Annotated in this window: 13 protein-coding genes and 1 pseudogene; 10 read left to right on the top strand and 4 right to left on the bottom strand. The window is 72.6% G+C overall.

The window, feature by feature from the left end; genetic code table 11:
* Window positions 1-256: pseudogene (locus ACWD5D_RS24210) on the bottom strand (ABC transporter substrate-binding protein); the annotation flags it as partial.
* Between the two features lie 582 nt (window positions 257-838).
* Between ACWD5D_RS24210 and ACWD5D_RS24205 the strand changes: the two are divergent.
* Both ACWD5D_RS24205 and ACWD5D_RS24200 read left to right on the top strand, forming a co-directional pair.
* Window positions 839-2059 carry an NAD(P)-dependent malic enzyme gene (locus tag ACWD5D_RS24205; protein WP_451374817.1) on the top strand — a complete coding sequence of 407 codons (1221 nt, stop codon included), beginning with the start codon at window positions 839-841 and terminating at the stop codon, window positions 2057-2059.
* A 194-nt stretch (window positions 2060-2253) separates the two neighbouring features.
* A complete protein-coding gene (locus ACWD5D_RS24200) occupies window positions 2254-3219 on the top strand; it encodes a zinc-binding dehydrogenase (protein ID WP_451374816.1) in 966 nt (321 codons plus the stop codon).
* 93 nt (window positions 3220-3312) lie between these two features.
* Here the strand turns inward: ACWD5D_RS24200 and ACWD5D_RS24195 are convergent, their stop codons facing one another.
* From ACWD5D_RS24195 to ACWD5D_RS24185, 3 genes are all read right to left on the bottom strand, one after another.
* Window positions 3313-4500 (bottom strand): helix-turn-helix transcriptional regulator, encoded by a 1188-nt coding sequence (locus ACWD5D_RS24195; RefSeq protein WP_451374815.1) that lies wholly within the window; start codon window positions 4498-4500, stop codon window positions 3313-3315.
* Window position 4501: 1 nt separating this feature from the next.
* Window positions 4502-5458: a DUF4097 family beta strand repeat-containing protein gene (locus ACWD5D_RS24190; protein WP_451374814.1), complete on the bottom strand. Its 957-nt coding sequence runs from the start codon at window positions 5456-5458 to the stop codon at window positions 4502-4504.
* 657 nt (window positions 5459-6115) lie between these two features.
* Window positions 6116-6295 carry a DUF6104 family protein gene (locus ACWD5D_RS24185; protein ID WP_003992906.1) on the bottom strand — a complete coding sequence of 60 codons (180 nt, stop codon included), beginning with the start codon at window positions 6293-6295 and terminating at the stop codon, window positions 6116-6118.
* Between the two features lie 298 nt (window positions 6296-6593).
* Between ACWD5D_RS24185 and ACWD5D_RS24180 the strand changes: the two genes are divergently transcribed.
* The 8 genes from ACWD5D_RS24180 to fxsT all read left to right on the top strand — a co-directional run bounded on the left by ACWD5D_RS24180 (window position 6594) and on the right by fxsT (window position 20322).
* Window positions 6594-7136: a CU044_2847 family protein gene (locus ACWD5D_RS24180; protein WP_451374813.1), complete on the top strand. Its 543-nt coding sequence runs from the start codon at window positions 6594-6596 to the stop codon at window positions 7134-7136.
* Window positions 7133-9403, top strand: coding sequence for a VMAP-C domain-containing protein (locus tag ACWD5D_RS24175; protein WP_451374812.1), 2271 nt, complete (start codon window positions 7133-7135; stop codon window positions 9401-9403). The genes ACWD5D_RS24180 and ACWD5D_RS24175 overlap by 4 nt, the downstream gene beginning before the upstream one ends.
* 109 nt (window positions 9404-9512) lie before the next feature.
* On the top strand, window positions 9513-10535 hold the full coding sequence (locus tag ACWD5D_RS24170; protein WP_451374811.1) for an AAA family ATPase: 1023 nt from the start codon (window positions 9513-9515) through the stop codon (window positions 10533-10535).
* A 232-nt stretch (window positions 10536-10767) separates the two neighbouring features.
* A complete protein-coding gene (locus ACWD5D_RS24165) occupies window positions 10768-14148 on the top strand; it encodes an SAV_2336 N-terminal domain-related protein (protein WP_451374810.1) in 3381 nt (1126 codons plus the stop codon).
* A gap of 73 nt (window positions 14149-14221) precedes the next feature.
* Entirely contained in the window at window positions 14222-14404 is a 183-nt protein-coding gene (gene fxsA / locus ACWD5D_RS24160; protein WP_451374809.1) for an FxSxx-COOH cyclophane-containing RiPP peptide, read from the top strand.
* Between the two features lie 175 nt (window positions 14405-14579).
* Window positions 14580-15773, top strand: a complete 1194-nt coding sequence (locus ACWD5D_RS24155; RefSeq protein WP_451374808.1) for an FxsB family cyclophane-forming radical SAM/SPASM peptide maturase — start codon at window positions 14580-14582, stop codon at window positions 15771-15773.
* On the top strand, window positions 15770-17185 hold the full coding sequence (locus ACWD5D_RS24150) for an aKG-HExxH-type peptide beta-hydroxylase (RefSeq protein ID WP_451374807.1): 1416 nt from the start codon (window positions 15770-15772) through the stop codon (window positions 17183-17185). The genes ACWD5D_RS24155 and ACWD5D_RS24150 overlap by 4 nt, the downstream gene beginning before the upstream one ends.
* A gap of 128 nt (window positions 17186-17313) precedes the next feature.
* Window positions 17314-20322 (top strand): FxSxx-COOH system tetratricopeptide repeat protein, encoded by a 3009-nt coding sequence (gene fxsT, locus ACWD5D_RS24145; RefSeq protein WP_451374806.1) that lies wholly within the window; start codon window positions 17314-17316, stop codon window positions 20320-20322.
* Window positions 20323-20380 lie beyond the last annotated feature (58 nt).

Genomic DNA, 20380 nt, shown 5'->3' with positions numbered 1-20380 from the left:
TGCCGGAGGAGTCCTTGAACTCGACCGGGGCGTACGCGATGTCCGAGCCGACCTTGATCTCACCCTTGTCACGGACCGACTGGGGCAGCTTGTCGGCCAGCGGGGCGGCAGCGGCGGAGCTGCCGGATTCCTTGTTCTTGTCCTTGGTCTGGTCACCGCAGCCGGTGAGCAGCAGGGTGCCCGCGACCGCGATCGCACCGACCGCTGCTAGCCGGGAACGCGCGGCGGTCGTACGAGGGGTGGAGCTTGCGGTCATCGTGGGTTCCTCCGGCTGGTGGGAAGAGTTGCCGATGGGTCGACGAGAACACACACCTTCGGGTGTCGCGACCTCGTGGGTTTACGGCATCTTGCCATTCGGACTAGGCCATTCAGGGGCGTCGCTATGTCAAAATCGGATAACGGGTGACCCCCGAACCGCCCCAGGTCGGTACAACCTCGGTTCATCACCGCCGAACCATCTGCGGTATTCCGGCTCTCAGGCCGGAAAATCTTCAGCGCATCTCACGATGTGGACCGCCGGACTGGCGGCTTTTGCGACGTTCGTGGCCCCGGAGTGCCTGCTCCGGCACAGGTTCCACGCACCCGCCGGCGACAGGTCACCTTTATGTGTTTTTGCGGTCTCCAGATGTGACCTTGCACCTAATGGACTCGTCGTCGGCGCCATCCGTCCGGTAAGAAGGTTCTTTACACCCCTCATCCGGGGCTCAGGGCGCGTGTGCGGCGCGCCCGTCGCGTATGGCCACGTACGTATCAGCAATCGGGCCATGCGCGGTGCCCGCCCACCCCTCACCAGGAGTGGTCGACCCTCAAACCATGCATACCTAAGGGGTAAGACAAAGTGGCAGCGGAGATCGTCAATCCTCGCAGCGACAGTACGGATCAGGAGTCCGGGGCCGAGCCCCTCGATTCCTTCGACCCGGCGTTCGCGCTGCACCGCGGCGGCAAGATGGCTGTGCAGGCCACCGTGCCGGTCCGTAACAAGGACGACCTTTCCCTCGCGTACACGCCCGGCGTCGCGCGCGTGTGCACCGCGATCGCGGAACAGCCGGAGCTGGTCAACGACTACACATGGAAGTCCTCCGTGGTGGCCGTCGTGACCGACGGTACGGCCGTGCTCGGACTCGGGGACATCGGTCCCCAGGCCTCCCTCCCCGTGATGGAGGGCAAGGCGATCCTGTTCAAGCAGTTCGGCGGCGTCGACGCGGTTCCGATCGCGCTCGACTGCACGGGTGTGGACGAGATCGTGGAGACCGTGGTCCGGCTCGCTCCCTCGTTCGGCGGAGTGAACCTCGAGGACATCTCGGCACCCCGGTGCTTCGAGATCGAGAAGCAGCTCCAGGAGCGTCTGGACATTCCGGTCTTCCACGACGACCAGCACGGTACGGCTGTCGTGACGCTCGCGGCGCTGCGGAACGCGGCGCGGCTCAGCGGCCGTGAGATCGGTCAGCTGCGTGCCGTCATCTCGGGCGCCGGCGCGGCCGGTGTCGCCATCGCCAAGATGCTGGTCGAGGCCGGCATCGGGGACGTGGCCGTGGCGGACCGCAAGGGCGTCGTCTCGGCGGACCGCGAGGACCTCACGCCGGTCAAGCGCGAGGTGGCCTCCTTCACGAACAAGGCCGGCATCACCGGCTCCCTGGAGGACGCGCTGGCCGGCGCGGACGTCTTCATCGGCGTCTCCGGCGGCACGGTCCCGGAGGAGGCCGTGGCCTCCATGGCGAAGGGCGCCTTCGTGTTCGCGATGGCCAACCCGGACCCGGAGGTGCACCCCGAGGTGGCGCACAAGTACGCGGCGGTCGTCGCGACCGGGCGGTCGGACTTCCCGAACCAGATCAACAACGTGCTGGCCTTCCCGGGAATCTTCGCGGGCGCGCTCCAGGTGCGGGCCACGCGGATCACCGAGGGCATGAAGATCGCTGCCGCCGAGGCTCTGGCCGCGGTGGTCGGGGACGACCTCGCCGCCGACTACGTGATCCCGTCGCCGTTCGACGAGCGGGTCGCTCCGGCCGTGACCGCGGCGGTGGCCGCCGCGGCTCGTGCCGAGGGTGTCGCGCGTCGGTGACCCTTATGGCCCCGCCCACTCGGGCGGGGCCATTTTTTTTGCCTACCCGGCCAGCCGCCCGTCTCTGCGTGCAGACGCCCCCCTCCGGGGCTGTCGGTGTGCGGCTGCGCTGCACGGGTGCTCGTGTGCAAGAGGGCATGTGTCACAGGCCCCTGGAGTTCCGTCGGCTGCACCGCGCACCTATCGTCGAGGCCATGTTCGCTGCCTACGCCGCCCGAATCGACCGCGACCAGCCGCTCTCCGGCCTTGAGTTGGGGGAGCGCCCGGCCCCGGAGGCCCGCCCCGGCTGGAGCAACGTCACGGTCCGTGCCGCCTCTCTGAACCACCACGATCTCTGGTCCCTGCGGGGCGTCGGCCTCCCCGAGGACCGGCTGCCGATGATCCTCGGCTGCGACGCCGCAGGGATCGACGAGGACGGCAACGAGGTCGTCCTGCACTCCGTCATCGGCCAGACCGGTCACGGTGTCGGCCCCAAGGAACCCCGCTCGATCCTCACCGAGCGCTACCAGGGCACCTTCGCCGAGCAGGTCGCCGTCCCCACCTGGAACATCCTGCCCAAGCCCAAGGAGCTGTCCTTCGAGGAGGCCGCCTGTCTGCCGACGGCCTGGCTGACGGCGTACCGGATGCTGTTCACCAACGCCGGGGTACGCCCCGGCGACTCGGTCCTCGTGCAGGGTGCGGGCGGAGGCGTCGCCACGGCCGCGATCGCGCTGGGCAAGGCGGCCGGCCTGCGGGTCTTCGCCACCAGCCGGGACGAGGCGAAGCGCAAGCGGGCGCTGGAGCTGGGGGCCGTCGAGGCGCTGGAGTCCGGCGCGCGGCTGCCGCAGCGGGTCGACGCCGTCATCGAGACCGTGGGCGCCGCCACCTGGTCCCACTCGGTGAAGTCCCTGCGGCCGGGTGGCACGCTCGTCATCTCCGGCGCCACGAGTGGTGACCGCCCCTCGCACGCGGAGCTGACGCGGATCTTCTTCCTCGAGCTGAAGGTCGTCGGCTCCACCATGGGCACCAAGGAGGAGCTGGAGGACCTGCTCTCCTTCTGCGCCGCGACGGGCGTACGACCCGTCATCGACGAGGTGCTGCCCCTGGACCGGGCCCGCGAGGGCTTCGAGCGGATGGAGTCCGGCGAGCACTTCGGCAAGATCGTGCTCACCAACTCCTGACGCCCACGAACTACTGGGTGCCGGTCCCGGGCGACGGTCCCGGGCGACGAGGACGGGAGGCGGATCCGGGGTGCCGGGTCCGCCTCCGGCGGTTCAGACCCTGGGGAGGCGCAGTATCGCTCCGATGTGGGCCGCCGCCGTCGACAGATGGCGGCGCGTGTCGCGGAGCTGCTCGTCGGTGACGCCGTGGTCGCGGGCCGCGTCGCGGATGTCGTCGCGGAAGCGGTCCAGCAGACGCTCCAGGTCGCGGGCCGGGTCGCCGGTGGTGTCCTCGTGCGCCCAGGAGGGCTCGTACTCCGCCGGGAAGTCCTCCGGGGTGGTGGAGTAGTCCGGGGTCGCGGAGGTGCCTGGGGCTGTCGCGGTGGTGTCGGGGGCCGTGGAGCGGTCCGCGGGGGTGGTCCGGTCCGAGGTGGTGGGGTGGTCCGGGCCGGTGGCGGGGGCGGGGGTGGGTGCGGACTTGTGGAGGTCCGGGCCCGTGGTGGTGGCTTCCGGGGCGTGGCCGTGGCCCCGCTCCTTGCCGAACTCGAAGCCGTACTCCTTGCCGAACTCCCCGAATTCCCTGGCGAGTTCGGTCAGGCCCTCGCGTACGCCGGTCGGCCAGTCGCCGCGGGCGAAGTGGTCCTGCACCCGGTCCTGGACCCGGCGGGCGATGCGCTGCACCTCCTCCTGCGCCTGGGCATGGGCCCGCGTCTGGGCCTCCTGGGCCTGGCGGCGCGCCCGCTGGGCCTCCTCGCGGGCCCGGCGGCTCTCGTCCTTGGCGCGCCGGGCCTGCTCCTTCCACTCCTGCTTGACCCGGCGCATCTCCTCCTTGGCGGCCCGCCAGGCCTCGGCGTCGCCCAGATCGCCGAACTCCCCGAAGGGTCCCGGCCGACCGGCGCCTGTCCTGGCGCCCGTACGCGCCTCGGAGGCGGCCTCGCGCATCTCGCGCCGCAGATCGCCGGCCGCGCCGCGCACATCGGCCTTGATCTCGGCGGCGAGTTCGGCGACCGACTCGCGGATCTCCAGCTCCAGGTCGGCCAGCTCACCACTGCGGCCGGCCAGCTCGGCGCGGCCGGCGTCCGTGATGGCGTACACCTTGCGGCCGCCCTCGGTGGTGTGCGTGACCAGGCCCTCGGCCTCCAGCTTGGCGAGGCGGGGGTAGACCGTGCCCGCCGACGGCGCGTACAGACCCTGGAAGCGTTCTTCGAGCAGCCTGATCACTTCGTAGCCGTGGCGCGGGGCCTCGTCCAGCAGCTTGAGCAGGTAGAGGCGGAGGCGGCCATGGGCGAAGACGGGAGGCATGTCAGAGCACCTTCTTGTCGGTCGTGCCGTCGGACGGAGCGCTGGTGGCGTCGGTGCTCCGGCCGGAGACGGAATTGTCTCCCGAGGTGGACGGGGCGTCGGACATCGGATCGACCGGGGGCTCGGTCTCCCAGGGGGCGTCCCCCTCGTCCTCGCGCGGCGGGCGGCGCAACAGGGCGATCGAGCCGGAGACCGTGGTGGCGCGGAGCTTGCCGTTGCCCTGGCCGAGGCGGCCGGTGATCTTGTGGGCGCCCCACTGGCCGTGCACGCGCAGGTCGTCGAAGGCGTTCGAGATCGTGCCGCTCGCCGTGTTCGCCTCGACCTCGGCGTCCGCGGGGTGCGGCAGACGGATGGCGATCTCGCCGGAGACACTGGTCAGCCGGATGTCGGTGGGGCCTTCCGGGTCCAGGTCGACGATCATGGAGCCGCTGACCGAGTCGGCGCGGACGGTGGGGCCCGAGCCCTCCACCACCGTGAGGTCGCCCGAGACCGAGTGGAACCGCAGCTCGCCGGTGACCGCCTGGGCCTCCAGGCTGCCGGACACGGTGTCCGCGCGGACCGGGCCGGAGAGGCCCACGAGGGTCGTGTCTCCGGTGACGCCCTTGATCACCGATGGGCCGCGGATGCCGGAGACGACCGCGCCGGCGCCTACCACTCCCACCTCCACGCGGGTGTCGGCGGGCACCGCCAGGGAGACGACGGCGGAGCGCCGCCAGCCCTTGCGGTCGAGCCACTTCAGGAAGCCCTTCCAGGGCAGGTCCTCGTAGGCCACCGTGAGGGTGTCGCCCTCGTGCGTGACGATCAGGGGCGGGCCCTCGATCTCGGAGACCTCCAGGCGGGCGGAACCTTCGTCCGTGCCCACGACGTTCACCGTTCCGCTGACGATGCGTACGTGCAGGTCGCTCACGGGGGTGTCGAAGGTGAGCTTCTGGGGCTCGGCGACGGACCACTCGGACATGGGGAGCCTCCTCGGGCGCGGCGTCGTGCAGCATTCGCGACACGCCATATCGCGTCTTCCGCTATTCACGATATATCGTGGTCACGGAAAGTCAAGGCACCCGTTCAGGGGAGTCACGTCGTCGTCACGTCGTTGTCTGTGAGGCGCTCCGTGGGTGGCGGGGATCCGTGGCGGGGCGGGCTGGGGCCATCTCGGGGCGCGAGGTGGCGGGAGGCTGCACGGACGGCACAGGCGGCTGGGCCGACGCAGGCGGCAGGGGCCGGCGCAGGTGACATGGCCGGTGTCACGGCGGGGCGGCGACGCGCAGGCTGGGGCGGCGGGGCGGCGAGGCGGTGGGGCGGCAGACGCGCAGGCTGGGGCGGCGGGGCGGTGGGGCGGCAGACGCGCAGGCTGGGGCGGCGGGGCGGCGAGGCGGCAGGGCGGACTTCGAGCCGCGTGAGTGCGGGCGCGTCCGGCCGGGGATCCGTCGAGGATCCGTCGGGGAGCTGCCGAAGAGCCACCAAAGAGCTGCCGAAGAGCTGCCGAAGAGCCTCAGGGATCGGTCGCAACGAAGGTGCTGCTCCGAGCGCACAGGGGCCGCGCGCAGCGGCCCCCGGTGAACGGTACGGGCGATCAGTGGTTACGGGCGATCAGCGGTAGGGACAGGGGGTGACCGGACTACTCGTCGTCCTCGTCGTCCAGGCGGGCCAGCCAGGTGGCCAGGCGTTCCACCGGTACCTCGAAGTCGGGGTTCAGGTCGACGAACGTGCGCAGCTGCTCGGCGAGCCACTCGAAGGTGACCTCTTCCTCGCCGCGCCGCTTCTCCAGTTCTTCGATGCCTCGGTCGGTGAAGTACATGGATGCCGCTCCGTCGGTCAGTGCAGGGGTAGGGCCGCTCCCGGGCGGGAAGAACCCTCAACCTGTGAGAGGTGGAAGATGCCGCTTTTCCGCCTGAGGAGCAGGGCGAGAACAGGAAAATGATAGGCAGCCCGCGTGGCACGGCGGGCAGGCGGTCCCTCCGGGGCGACGACGGGGCGACGACGGGGCGACGACGGGGGCGACAACGGGGGCGACGGGCGACCGGGCGACCGGGCGACGCCGGGGCGGCGACGGGGCAAGACGGGGCGACAACGGCGCAAGGGGACGGGGGAACGTGATGAACGGGGAGTCGACGCGGGTAGCGCGCATCCAGCTGCCGGACGGAACGCCGGTGTGGGCCCGGATATCGGGGGCCGAGGAGCTGTCCGCGCCGCCCGGGGGACTGTCGTACACGGACACAGGGTTCACCGAACGGGTGGAGGCGAGCGTCGAGAGCCTCCAGTCGCTGATCACCGGTGTCGCACGGTCGCTGTCCGCTCCGTTGCGGGCGGTGCGCCCGGACGAGGTCAGCGTCGAGTTCGGCATCGAGCTGACCGCCAAGGCCGGCAAGGTGGTGGGCCTGCTCGCCGACGGCGAGGCCAAAGCCGCCATCACGGTCACCCTGACCTGGAACGGCGGTGGCCCACCGGACGCGGACGCGGGCACCCTCTCCACCTCGACCTCCACCTCGACGGCGACGACCCCGGCCGGACCCGGCGCGGCGACGGCAGCCCGCCACGTGCCCCCGCCGGCGGCCCCCCATGCCCCGCCCCCCGGCGCGTCCACCGGCGTTCGGGGGCATGGAGGTGTCGGAGGCGGCGGCGTCGGGGGCACGGCATGACGGAGCGGTACGACGGGGGCGCACCGGACGACTTCGATGCTGCCCGGCTTGCCCTCCGTGACCTCGTTCTCGCGGCCACCGTGCGCATTCATCACGCGGGTGCCGGGTATGCCCACGACGAACCCGGCGGCTTCCTCGGCAGCGGATTCTTCGTCGCGCCGAACTGGGTTCTGACCTGCGCACACGTGGTTCACGCCGAGGAGGGGGGCGAGGTCACCGTGGTGTACCGGACCAGCCCCTACGAGGACCCGTGCGCCGTGTCCGGGACAGTGGCGGTGACGGTGCCGGAGCACGCCGACCGGCTCGTCCCGGGGAGCTGGCCCGCCCCGGACCTCGCGCTGGTCCGGCTCCGCGAGCCCGTCGGGCACACGTGCGTGTACGTCTCCGAGCGTCCCAACCCGCACTTCGGCGGGAACCGGGTGTACTACGCGGGCTGGACGGGGACCCGGGGCCGGCTGGAGATCCTGGACGGGCACCTCTCCGTACAGGGGACGATCAGCGCGTGGTCGCCCGAGGAGCAGGTGCGGCTCGGGCAGAACGATCTGCCGCCCGGCGTCTCGGGCGGTCCGGTGATCGACCCCGTGCGCGGTGAGGTCGTCGGCGTCCTGAAGTCACGCTCGGACCAGGGCACGGGCGGTACGTCCATCGGGGTCGAGCAGCTGCGCACCCTCCAGGCGCCGACGCGAGCGGCCGGAAACGGGCAAGCGGCCGCCCACCGGAACGACACCCCCCAGACCGACACCCCCCAGACCGACATCTACCAAGCCGTCTTCCACGCCCACGACCGCTACCACCGCGACCGTCAGCAGCCCTCCGACTCACCGGCCCCCACCTGGGCCGACATCCAGGGCGAACTCGGCGCGCGCCCCGGTCGCACGCTCAGCCCGCACGAGCGCGGAGAACTCCTCGGACGGCTCGCCGATCTGCCGCCCCCGGCCAGTACCCGTGCCCTGCTCGACATGCTCAAGGCCCTGCCGAACTTCCGGCTTCCGTCCGTGGTGCCCGCACCGCGCGGGTGGCGGGACGGTCTGGGGGTGCTCTACGAACACGCGCGGCAGGACGGGGCGCGCAGGCTCGTCATCGACTACGCGATGGGGGTCCTGGCCGCCGAACGCGAACGGCCGCCCAGCGTGCGGGGCGCCGAACGGGCACTGTGGGAGTGGGTGAGTCAGGCGTCGAAGGGGCTGGACAGCAGCTACCGCATGGAACTCGCCCTGCAGCGCACCGAGTTGCTCGGTCGGACGCACCCCGGTCACGAACGGACCAGTGACGGCCCCCGCCAGGAGCAGGCGGAGCGCCCCGCAGCGCACCCGTCCTCCGGGTCGCAATCGTCCTCCACCCCGCACCCGCCCCCCGCACCCCACGCGCCCCCCGCACCCCACCCGTCCCTCGCGCCGCCGGGGCCGTCCGTCCTGCTGGTGGTGCTGTGCCGGGGCTGGGAGCCCGACCACTGCGACTGGTCGATCTCCGTGGCCGACAAGGACGGCGGGACGACACTGCTGCACGAGACCCAGCGCACCCCGCTGGCCGGCCTCGACGCGCACGTGGCCGCCCCGCTCACCGAGGCCTTCCGGCAGTGCGACGAGCCGGGACGGCCCACCCCCCTGTACGTGGCCCTGCCCCACCAGCACCTGGACACGGCGGTGGACGGCTGGCGGCTGCGGCCCGACGGCGTCCCCCTGGGGGTGGAGCGGCCCGTGCTCGTGCGCTGCTCGGACCGGGACCAGCTGCCCGACGAGGGAGCGGAGGGCCCCGGAGCGTGGCCGGCGGCGGCCTGGGAGTCGTACGACGACGATGGCGGTGAAGAGGACGGCGAGCGCCGGGACCGCTGGCGCCGGCTGCACGCCCGTCAGGCCCAGGCCGAGGTGCTGGACTGCGACGACGGCGTGCGCAGACCCGTACCGGACACGGCGACGCTGCGCGGCCTCGCGCCGCACACCGTCCCGGTGCTGTGCCGCCTCGGCGACCTGCGTTACGCGAGCGACCCCGGCTCGCTCGGCCGGATCCTGCGGGCCGGCGTCGGGGTGGCGCTGTGGCGGCACTGGCGGCCCCGACCCGACTCCGTGTGCGGCGAGTTCCACCGGGGCGCCAAGACGGTCGTCGACGACGGCACCGGCGTCGCCTTCCTGCCCGAGGCGGTGCACGTGCTGCGCAAGCAGATGCACGCGGGGCTCACCGAGGCGTACTGGGCTCATGGACTGGCGCTGCTGTACGACGATCCGCACCGCCCACTTCCCGGAACCGGAGATCTGCTGGAGGCGCCGTGACGCGGCGCGCACTCTCCGTCCGGTTCCCCTTACCAGGTGTCCTGAGGGTAGATACCGTGAAGCACGTTCGACGGCTGGTGTGGCGGACGAGTGACGACGAGGACCGGACATGACCGAATCCAGTGAGTGGCTCATCTACCGAGGCGCCGGCGAACCACACGACGGAATGAGCAGGTTGCCTCCGCCACCGCCCTGGCGCGACTTCTCCGGCCGGGACGCGGACGGCGGCGGCGACGGCTCCCGGGACCGCAGGCTCGGCGCGCACCGGCACCTGGCCGAACTGCACCGGCCGGGCGCCGAGGAACTGGAGATGATCAACGCGGCGCTCTATCTGCGCCGGCCCCTCCTCGTCACCGGCAGCCCCGGCGCGGGCAAGAGCACACTGGCCCATTCGGTGGCGTACGAGCTGGGGTTGGGCGAGGTGCTGCGCTGGTCCATCGTCAGCCGGACCACGCTCCAGGACGGGCTGTACCACTACGACGCCATCGCCCGGTTGCAGGACGTCCAGATCGCCGCACAGGGCGGATACGGTTCGGCGGCCGGCAGCCCCGGTGCCGTCGAGGCCATCGGCAGCTACATCCGGCTCGGGCCGCTCGGCACCGCCCTGCTGCCCTCGGACACGCCGCGCGTGCTGCTCATCGACGAACTCGACAAGAGCGACATCGACCTGCCCAACGACCTGCTGAACGTGCTGGAGGAAGGCGAGTTCGAGATACCCGAGCTGCAGCGCATCGCGGACCGGCTGCCGGGCGGTGAGGCCGAGGTGCTCACCGCCGACGGCGCCAAGGTCCGCGTCAGCGACGGCCGGGTGCGCTGCCGTGCCTTCCCGTTCGTCGTCCTCACCAGCAACGGGGAGCGGGACTTCCCGGCCCCGCTGATGCGCCGCTGCATCCACCTGGAACTGGGCCGGCCGGACCACAACCGGCTCGCCACCTTCGTCCGCGCCCACCTCGGCGACGAGGCCGCGCGCGCGGGCGACGACCTGATCGCCCGCTTCCTGGAGCGCTCCCGCAGCGAACTCCTGGCCGCCGACCAGCTGTTGAACGCGATCCACCTCACCGACGCGGCCGCCCCGCCCAGCCGCGAGCGACTCGCCGACCTGCTCATCCAGCGGCTCGACCGTTCGAGGTGAGGCGCTGATGCCCGACGCGTCGGCACGACACGGCCCGGTCCCACCGGACCCCTCCACCCCTTCCGATCCATCCAGCCCCTCCGAGCCCTCGACTCCGTCGACTCCCTCGACGCCCTCGGCTCCATCCGGCGCCTCCGCCGCCTCCACTCCCTCCATTTCCTCCGTTCCTTCCGATCCCGCCGACCGGTCCGACCGGTCCGGCCTGCCCGGCTCCCCCTACGCAGTGGGCGCCGTGGCCGGCGGCGACCCGCTGGCCGAACTCGTGCTCCGGCTGCGGGAGATCGGGATGGAGCCCGACGCGGAGGGCCTGAGTGACGCGCTGTGGCTGGCCCGGTGGTCCGGGTCGGGCGACGAGGGCGAGGGTGAGGGTGAGGGCACGGGGGAGGGGACGGCCGGTGTCGCCGAGGACCAGGCCCCACCGGGGGCGGGAGCGGGCGAGACCTCGTCCGGGCAGGGCGGGAACCGGCCCGAGCCGGAAGACGGGCGGCCCGCCCCGTGGACGGGACCGCGGTCGGCCGCCGCCGAGCCCGACCGGCGTGTGACGCTGTATCCGTTACCCCGCGACGGCGCCCCGAGTGCCCCGGCGAACGGTCGGCTCACCGCGCTGCCGGTCGGCGTGCCCGCCGCCCCCGCGCTGCCCGCCCCACTCGAACTCCAGCGCGCACTACGGCCGTTGCAGGCCTACCGGAGTGCCGCGCCACCGCTGCGCACGGAGCTGGACGAGACGGCCACGGCCGAGTTGAGCGCTCGCGCGGGCGGCCTGATCCTTCCCGTCCACCGGGCCGTGACCCGAGGGGACGCCCGGCTCCAACTCGTGCTGGACGCAGCGCCCTCGATGCGGGTATGGGACCGGATGTTCGCCGAACTCCAGCAAGTGTTCGCACAGTTGGGCGCCTTCGGGGACATCCAGGTCAGCCATCTGCACGCCGACCCGGACGGCGAGCCCGCGGTCAGCCGCAGTCCTGACGCCCAGGCGGCCCCGCTGCACACCGCCGACCGGCTGAGCGACCCCACCGGGCGCCGGATCACCCTGCTGGTCAGCGACTGCGCCGGCCCGCTGTGGCGCAGCGGCCACGCGCACCGGCTGCTGCACCACCTGGCCCGCATCGCCCCCGTCGCCGTGCTCCAGCCGCTCCCGCAGCGCCTGTGGAACCGCAGCCGGCTGCCCGTGACGTACGGCCGGCTGACCCGGGGCGACAGCCTGGGCGGCACCGCGCTGCGGGTGCGTACCCCCGACGGCGCCCCGGTGTCCCCGCCGCCCGGCGTCCTGCCCGTACCGGTGCTGCCGCCCGAGCCGGTCGCGCTCGGCGCCTGGGCGCGGCTGCTGTCCGGCGCCGGTACCGCACCGGTGCCCGGAGCGGTGGGCTGGGTGCGCGCGGACCAGCCGGCCGCGCCGGAACCGCGCGGCACGCGCAGGCCGACGCCGGTGGAGCGGGTCAGCAGGTTCCGCTCCTCGGCCTCCCCGACGGCCGGCCGCCTCGCCGTCTATCTGGCGGCCGCCCCACTGAGCCTGCCGGTGATGCAGCTGGTGCAGCGCACCATGCTCCCCGGCTCCGGCCCCTCCGAACTCGCCGAGGTGCTGCTCAGCGGCCTGGTCCAGCGCGCCGGGGAGGACTTCGGGCGGGACGCCGCCCAGTGGTACGAGATGGACCCGGACGTGCGGGAGGCGCTGCTGTCGACGCTCGGCAGGGACGAGGCGGTCCTGGTTCTCAAGCACTGCTCCGAGTACATCGAGCAGCGCTTCGGCAAGGGCGGCGCCAACTTCCCGGCGCTCGCCCTCGCCCAGCTCGGCGGCAGTGCGGACACCTTGTCCGACGGCGGCCGGGAGCCCGGAGCGGCCCCGGCACGCGCGTACACGGCGGCCACCGGCTACCCCGGGGAGAACGGCGACAACGGCGACGCGACCCTAGTCCCGCAGCCCTTCGCCGAGGTCGCGGCCCGGGTGCTGGAACGCTTCATGCCGTTGCCGGAACAGTTCCGCCTCTACGGCACCCGCGCGGGCGGCACCCCGCCCGGGGACCGGCCGACGCACCAGGCGGTGGTCCGGGCCCGCGACCTGCTCGCCCGGTTCGACGCCGAGGGCATGGTGCAGGACGTGATCGACGCCGTACAGCTGCTGCGCGGCGCCGCCGGGCACGAGCGCCCGGCCGGTGCCGACCTCGAACTGTGGGCGGAGTACGCGTACGCCACGCTGCGACTGTGGGAGGTGCAGGGCGGGGCCGACCTGCTGCGGGAGGCGGAGACGGCCGCCGAGCGTGCCGTCGCGCATCCCCGCGCGCGCCGTGAACGGGCGGCGCTGGCCCGGGTGTTGCGCGCGGCGGCCACCGACCGCAGGCGCCGCGGCGACCAGCACGGCGCCCTGGACCTGCTGCGCCGGGCCGACCGCGAGTACGCGGTCGCCTGTGCCGCACCCGAGCTGGACGCGAAGGAGGCGCTGCGGCTGACGCTGGAGCGGGTGGGTGCGCTGGAGACGCAGTGGAGGCTCGGCGGTGACAGCGCGCTGCTGCAGGGCGCGGTCGGCATGCTGGAGGCGTTCGCCGACATCTGGCCGGACCGCCGGCACCGTCCGCCCGAACTCCCGCTCGCCCACGGCAGGCTCCTGCTGCGCCTCGCGGACGCCACCACCGACCCGGACCTGGCCCGCGGCTACGCCGAGCAGGCCTCCCGCTCCCTGCGCGACGCGCTGGCCGCCGGGGCACCGCAGGACATCCCGGGCGGCGCCGACCGGGACCGGGAGCGGATCCGGGTCCACCTCGACCTGGTCGACGCCCTGCTGAAGTCCGGCGGGGACCTGGCCGAGGCCCAGGACCACGTCGACGAGGCGCTGGCCGCCACCACCAGGCGCAGCCTGCGCTCCCTGCTCCACGTGCGCGCCGGACGCGTCCGCGTCGCCCGGTACACCGAGTCGGGCGATCTGCGCGAACTGCGCGACGCCGCGGCCTCGTTCGCGCTGGCCGCCGCCGACATGCCGCGGGACGCGGCGGGCTACCCCGGAGTCCTCGCGGAGTGGGGCGAGGCGCTGCTGCGCCGCGCGGGCGCGGAGAGTTCGGCCCGTGCCTGGGAGCCGCTGGCCCAGGCGATCCGCGTGCTGCGGGACTGCCGTACCGAGACGCCGACGGGCAGCCGGCACACGGCGTACCGGCTGCTGATGCTGGGCCGGGCGCTGATCCTGCGCTACCGGCTGCGCGGCGACCGCGTCGACCTGCGGGAGGCGGAGCACCTCTTCGGCCTCGCGGCCGCCGAGGCGGACGATCCGCTGCTGGCCGCCCGCTGCCGGCTGGAACTGGGGCAGACGCAGTACGAGGCCTACCGGAGCCTCGGCCGGCCCACCCGGCTGGACGACGCGGTGGACGCCTTCCGGTCGGCGGCCGAGTCGGCGCGAGAGGCCGAGGAGGAGGCCGAAACGGAGCGCAGGCGCCAGGACGCGGTGGAGCTGGGTGCGCAAGCGCACCACTGGCGGGGTATGTCCTACGAGGCGGCCGCCCGCCCCCGCGCGGCCCGCGAGGCCTACCGGGCGGCCCGCGCCGAGTGGTCGCGACTGCCCGACGGCAGCCTCGGCACGGGCGGCCCGACGGCCGCGGACACGGCCGGACGGCTGGCCGAACTGGAATGAGCCCGCACGCGGGGCCAGTGGGGCGCGAAGGGCGAGCAGGGGAAACAGAGAGAGCAGGGAAAGGGGAACGGGGATGAACACACGGGACGAGTCACCCTCACCGGAGAATGCCGTACCGCTGCCGGACGTACTCGCACTGGACCTGGAGGAGCTGCGCACTGTCGAGCATCCCGTCCTCAAGGAGGTGCTGGCCGGCCTGCGGGAGCGCGCGGAGCGGCCCAGCGAGATGTTGTGGGGCTTCAACAGCTCCCTTTGAGTACCTGGCGACCCTGGCGACCCAAAAATAATCGGTCAACCAGCGGCAGAAACAGACAACTTCCACCGCATGGGGTTTGCGTCCGGCCACTGGCCGGGAAAGCGCGTCCATACGGGCGGAAGGCCGTGGCGCGCTCGTGAGTAGCCGGCGCGGCTTACGGCATGGGGGTGCTGGGATGTCCGGAGACGCCGCCACCCTCTCGCGGTCCGAAATTCCCCGCCCCTTCCGGCAGTTCGTCGTGAAGATGCACGGCCGCTGCAACCTCGCGTGCACTTACTGCTACCTCTACGAGGGCCCCGACCACACCTGGCGCACTCGCCCAGCCGCCGCCTCCGCCGGGGTCCTGGAGCGAACCGCCGACCGCATCGCCCGGCACGCCCGCGCCCATGCCCTTGCCACCATCTCCCTCGTCCTGCACGGCGGCGAACCCCTGCTGGCCGGAGCGGACACGCTCGCCCGGTTCACGGACGACGTTCGTGCCCGGGTCCCGGCCGACTGCGCCGTCCAGGCCACCGTACAGACGAACGCCACCCTGCTGACCCGCGAGCGGATGGCCACTCTTGCCCAGCACGGCATCCGCGTCGGCATCAGCCTCGACGGAGGCACCGCCGCGCACAACGCCCGCCGGGTCGACCACGCCGGCCGGCCCTCCTGGCCCGCCGCGGCACGCGGGGCCCGCATGGTCGCCGAGCACTTCCCGGGGTCGTACGCCGGAGTCCTCACCGTCGTCGATCCCACGACCGATCCGGTCGAGACGTACGAGTCGCTGCTCGCGCTCGGCCCGCCCGCGCTGGACCTGCTGCTGCCGCACGGGAACTGGTCTGCGCCGCCGCCGCACTGGGGCGGCACCCGCCACGGCGCCTGGCTGTGCCGGGTCTTCGACTGTTGGTGGTCGGCCGGCCGGCGCGAGACACGGGTACGGCTCTTCGAGGAGTGTCTTGCGCTGCTGCTCGGACTTCCCGCCGCCACCGAGTCCCTCGGGCTCCAGCCTTTCGACGCCGTCGTGATCGAGACGGACGGCTCCATCGAGCAGACCGACTCCTTGAAGTCCGCCTATGAGGGCGCCGCCGAGACCGGACTCGACGTCTTCCGGCACGATTTGGACCAAGCCCTGCACCACCCCGGCGTTGCCGCGCGGCAGGCAGGCCTCGCGGCTCTAGCCGACCGGTGCCGGGCCTGCCCGCTGGTCACCGTGTGCGGGGGTGGCCACTACGCCCACCGGTACAGGGCAGGAAAGGGCTTCGGGAACCCTTCCGTGTACTGCGCGGACCTCCAGCTCTTCATCCAGCACGTAGCCGGACGGCTCGCCGGGGACGTCCGGGGCGACCGCCCCACGGCCCCGGCCTCTCTCGAAAGGGGCACCCCGTGACACTTCCGATGGTCTCGGACCGGGTGCTCGCCGAACTCGGCCGCACCGAGGGTGGCCCCGACTCTCTGGCGCTTCTCGTCCGCTACCAGGACTCTCAACGCCTGCTCATGATGCGGGCCGTGCTCGACGCCGCCGAAGGCGCCGGTCCCGACGTCTGCCCCGGCCCGGCGAAGCACCGGCTCCGGGAGGACTGGGCGCTGCTCACGGCGGCGGACCGGGCCGGTGGCGGGGCGGGCTCTCCGGCCCGGACCCGGCTCGGCCATCCCCTGATGGGCCCCTGGGCCCGGCGCTGCCTCACCGGGCTCACCCCCCGCAGTGGTCGGCTCACGGCCGAGGGGCGACGCGAACTCGTCCTGGACCTAGCCCACTTCAGCGCCGTCGCCGCCGTCGCCGCGGCCCGCGCCGGCCTGCCGTTCACCGTCCTCCTCACCGCGCGCGACGGCGTGCTGACCCTCCCCTCCCTCGGCGCCCTGCGCACCGCCGAACGGGAGGACGTCCGGATCGAGGTCCGCCACACCGACGGCCGGCTGACCCTGCGCAGGCCGGGCGTGCCCGACGTCACCGTGCACCTGGAACAGGGCACCGGCGCCTGGTCCGCCACGCCCGCCTGGACCCCGGCCCACGCCCTGCCCGGCCTGGTACCTGGCGCCGACCCCATGCCCCTGGACGACCTCGACCCCTACCGCGTCCCGCCCCGCGAACCTGACCAGTACGCCCTCAGCGGACCCACAGGCCCCGACGAGGCCGAACGCAAACGCTGGCTGGGGACCTGGTCCGGCACCGCCGCCGTCCTGCGGACCGGAGGCGAACAGCGGCTCACCGAGGCGCTCGCCCTGCTGCGCTGCCTGGTCCCGCTGGAACTGCCGCCCGGCGCCGACGGCCGCGGAAGTTGCAGCGCGACCCGGCGCGAGGCCTTCGGCGCGTTCCTCAGCAGCGCCCCCGTGACCCCGGTCGCCTTCGCCGCGACCCTCGTGCACGAGATGCAGCACACCAAACTGGCCGCGCTCAGCGACATGGTGGAACTGCACCGGGCCGGCCCCGAGGCCCGCTACTTCGCCCCCTGGCGCCCCGACCCGCGCCCGTACGAGGGTCTCCTCCAGGGCACCTACTCCCACCTCGCGCTCGCGGACTTCTTCCAGCGCCGCGCCCTCGCGGACCCGGCCCGGCGGGAGTCCGCCTGGGCGGAACACGCCCGCTACCAAGTCCAGGTCGGTGCCGCCCTGCCCGCGCTCGTCGGCTCGCCCGACCTGACACCGGTGGGCAGGCGCTTCGTGGACGCCATGGCCGCCGTCCACGAACGGCTCGCCGCGCGGCCGGCACCCCGGGGGTACACGGCGCGTGCGCAGGCGTACATCAGATCCGTGCGCACCCTGTGGACACAGCGTCAGCCTCCGGCACCCCCATTGCGCTGAAATCCCCACTTCCCACCCTCGGCTGCGGGAAGATCGTCGCGCCGGGACGTTCGGACCCGCAGTCGCCGGACTCCTCAGCGACGGGCCGAAGTTCTACGATTCATTGACGACGCGCTGGAGGCCGCTGCATGTCTGAAGCTCGTACGCCGGTCCGGTCCACCGGGAAGGGGGCCGCGAGGCAGACCGTCACGATCAGCTTCGCCGGGTTCAACCGGCCCTGGGCGGCGTGGATCGGGGACCGGCTGGAGCGGCGCGGGCTGCGGGTGGTGTACCTGCGCTGGGACGCGCCGCCGGACCAGTCCCTCGTCGGGCTGCTGCGCGACCTCACCCTCGCCGAGGGCCGCACCCTGATCCTGGTCAGCGAGTGGTACTTCCAGCTCGGCCCGCGCACCCACGAGGAGTGGAACGCGGCCCTTCGCGAGGTCGTGGCCCCCGACCCGTCCCGGTTCGCCGCGGTGTCCGTCACCAACGCCACCGTGCCCTCCGCCACCGCCGTCCTCGCCCCGGTCGACCTGACCAACATGGGCGCGGACGAGGCCGAACGGCGCCTGCTTGACCGGCTGGACGTGCCGCTGGACACCCCCATCGTCACCGACGGCACCCGCCAGGCCCCCCGCTTCCCCGCGTCGATGCCCGACGTCTGGGGCGGCGTACCCCGCCGCAACACCCGCTTCACTGGTCGCGAACCGCTCCTGAACGACGCCTACCACCTTCTGCAGAGCAGCGAGTCGGGCGCGGGCGTCGTCACCCTGCACGGCATGTCCGGAGTGGGCAAGACCCAGCTGGCCGCGGAGTACGCGTACCGGTTCGGTTCCGAGTACGACGTAGTGTGGTGGGTCGGCTCCGAGAAACGCGTCACCTACCGCCGTCTGCTAGCCGAACTGGCCCCCAGACTCGGCCTGTCCACCGGCCCCGAGTACGGCGAACGGCTGCGCGCCGTCCGTGACTCCCTGCGCCGGGGCGACCCCTTTTCCCGGTGGCTGCTGATCCTCGACGGCGCCGACGAACCGGAGCAGATCTGGGACCTGGTCCCGAGCGGCCCCGGCCATGTGCTCATCACCTCCCGCAACCCCGAGTGGGGCGAACACAACAGCAGGCTCCTCGAAGTCCCCGTCTACGACCGTGTCGAGTCCGTGGCCTTCATCCGGCGCCGCGCGCCCCGGCTGACCGAGCCGGACGCCGACCAGCTCGCCGAAGCCCTGGAGGACCTGCCGCTCCTGCTGGACCAGACCGCGGGCTGGCTCAACGACTCCGACCTGTCCGTGGACGAGTACATTGCCCTCCTCGAAGGAGGCATCGACCAGGACGTCGTGAAGGTCTCGGCGGACTTCCCGCTCGCTTTCCAAACCGCGTGGTCGATACTGCTGAACAAACTCCGCGAGACCGTCCCCGAGTCCGTCGACCTGCTCCGCCTGTGCACCTTCTTCGCACCCGGGTTCATCCCCGTACGGCTGCTGAAGGAGATGTCCCACGACGACCTGCCCGAACAGCTCGCAAGACTGCTCGACGACCCGCTGCTGTGGAACAAGGCGATCAACCAGCTCCGCCAGTACTCCGTCGTCCGCCTGGAGTCGCACGAGACCGCCACGGACGAGGCCGCCTCCTCGGGCGAGTCCCTGTATCTGCACCGCATGGTTCACCAGATCGTCCACAAGGACATGCCCGAGGGGGACCGGCGAGAGTTCATCGAGGTTGTTCGCCGCGCCCTCGCCGAGGCCGACCCCGGCCGTCCTACGGACACCCGAAACTGGGACGCGTACGCGGAGATCGTGCCGCACCTGAAGTACGCGGACGTCCTGCAGAGCAAGGACCGCAGGGTGCAGATGTTGGTGCTGAACTGCCTGCGGTACATGTGGTTCGCGGGCGAGTACTCCGCCGGGGTGAAACTCGGAGCCCGCGCCCTCAACGCGTGGCGGCGGACGCTGGGCGAGTCGCATCCCAGGGTGTGGGAGGTGACGTACCACTACGCCAACCTGATGCGGTCTGCCGGCCGTTTTCTTGAGACGGAGGCCATCGACCGGGCGGCGGCGGAGCGGCTGCGTCAGGACCGGGGCGAACACGATTTGGACTATTTGCGAATGGCCAGCGGACTCGCGGCCGACCTGTGCAACCTCGCCCGCTACGACGAGGGGCTGGAGCTGTGCGAGTGGCTCTACCCGACGTACCGCGACCTCTTCAGCGAACAGGACTCCCGCACACTCAACGCCCTGAACAACCTCGGATTCACCGTGCGCCTGCTGGGCCGCTACGAAGAGGCCAGGGCCATCGACCTGAAGACGTTGGAAGCACGCCGCCTGCTCCTCAAGAACCGCCACCCCTGGACCCTGTTCTCCGAGGTGTCGTACGCCATCGACCTGCGTCTGCTCGGCCGGTATGCCGAGGCCGAGTCTGCGCAGATGAAGAACGTGCGCGAATACCAAAAGCTCATGGGCCAGGACCACCAGGACACCCTGCGCGCCGAACACAACCTGGCCATGTGCCAACTGCGCAGCGGCGATCGCGTAGCCGCTGGTGAACTCCTCACCAGCGTCTTGGAAGGCTACGAGCGCAAGCTCGGTGACACCCACGTGCACACCCTGGCAGCGGCCGTCAGCCAGAGCTGCTTCGCCCGCGAGCACGGCGACATCGACCAGGCTCGCGAGGCCAGCGAGTCCATCATCGCTCGCTACGAACTGCTGCTCCCCGAAGGCCACCCCTTCACCATCGGAGCCCGCGCCAACCACGCCCTCATCCTGCGCAGCGTCGGCGAGCGGGAGCACGCGCACGCCGTCATCGAGGAGGCGCTGGCCGGTATGACCGAGGCCCTCGGCGCGAGCCACCCGCACTCCCTCGGCTGCGCCATCAACGCCTCGGCCCTGCGCAACCTCGTCGGCGAGACCGAGTCCGCCGCCGAACTCAGCAGGACGACCATCACCAGGGCCACCGAGACCCTGGGCCGCACCCACCCGCTGACCCTCTCCGCCCGTGTCGCCCACGCGGCCGACCTGCGGGCCCTGAGAGACCGTCAGCAGGCCGAGAAGGTCGAGAAGGAGGCCCTCACCGACCTCGCCGCCACGCTGGGCGACCAGCACGTCCACACCATCTCGGCCCGCTCCCGCAACCGGCCCTACTGGGACTTCGAACCCCAGGCGAGCTGATCCGTCCGGCACCCTCCCGGCGCGCATAGCATCGCGCGCCGGGGTATGTGCCGGTCCA

This window comes from Streptomyces sp. NPDC002520 (genome assembly GCF_053595235.1).
The sequence above is the reverse complement of the archived record's forward strand: the minus strand, read 5'-3'. Positions and strand labels throughout refer to the sequence as shown.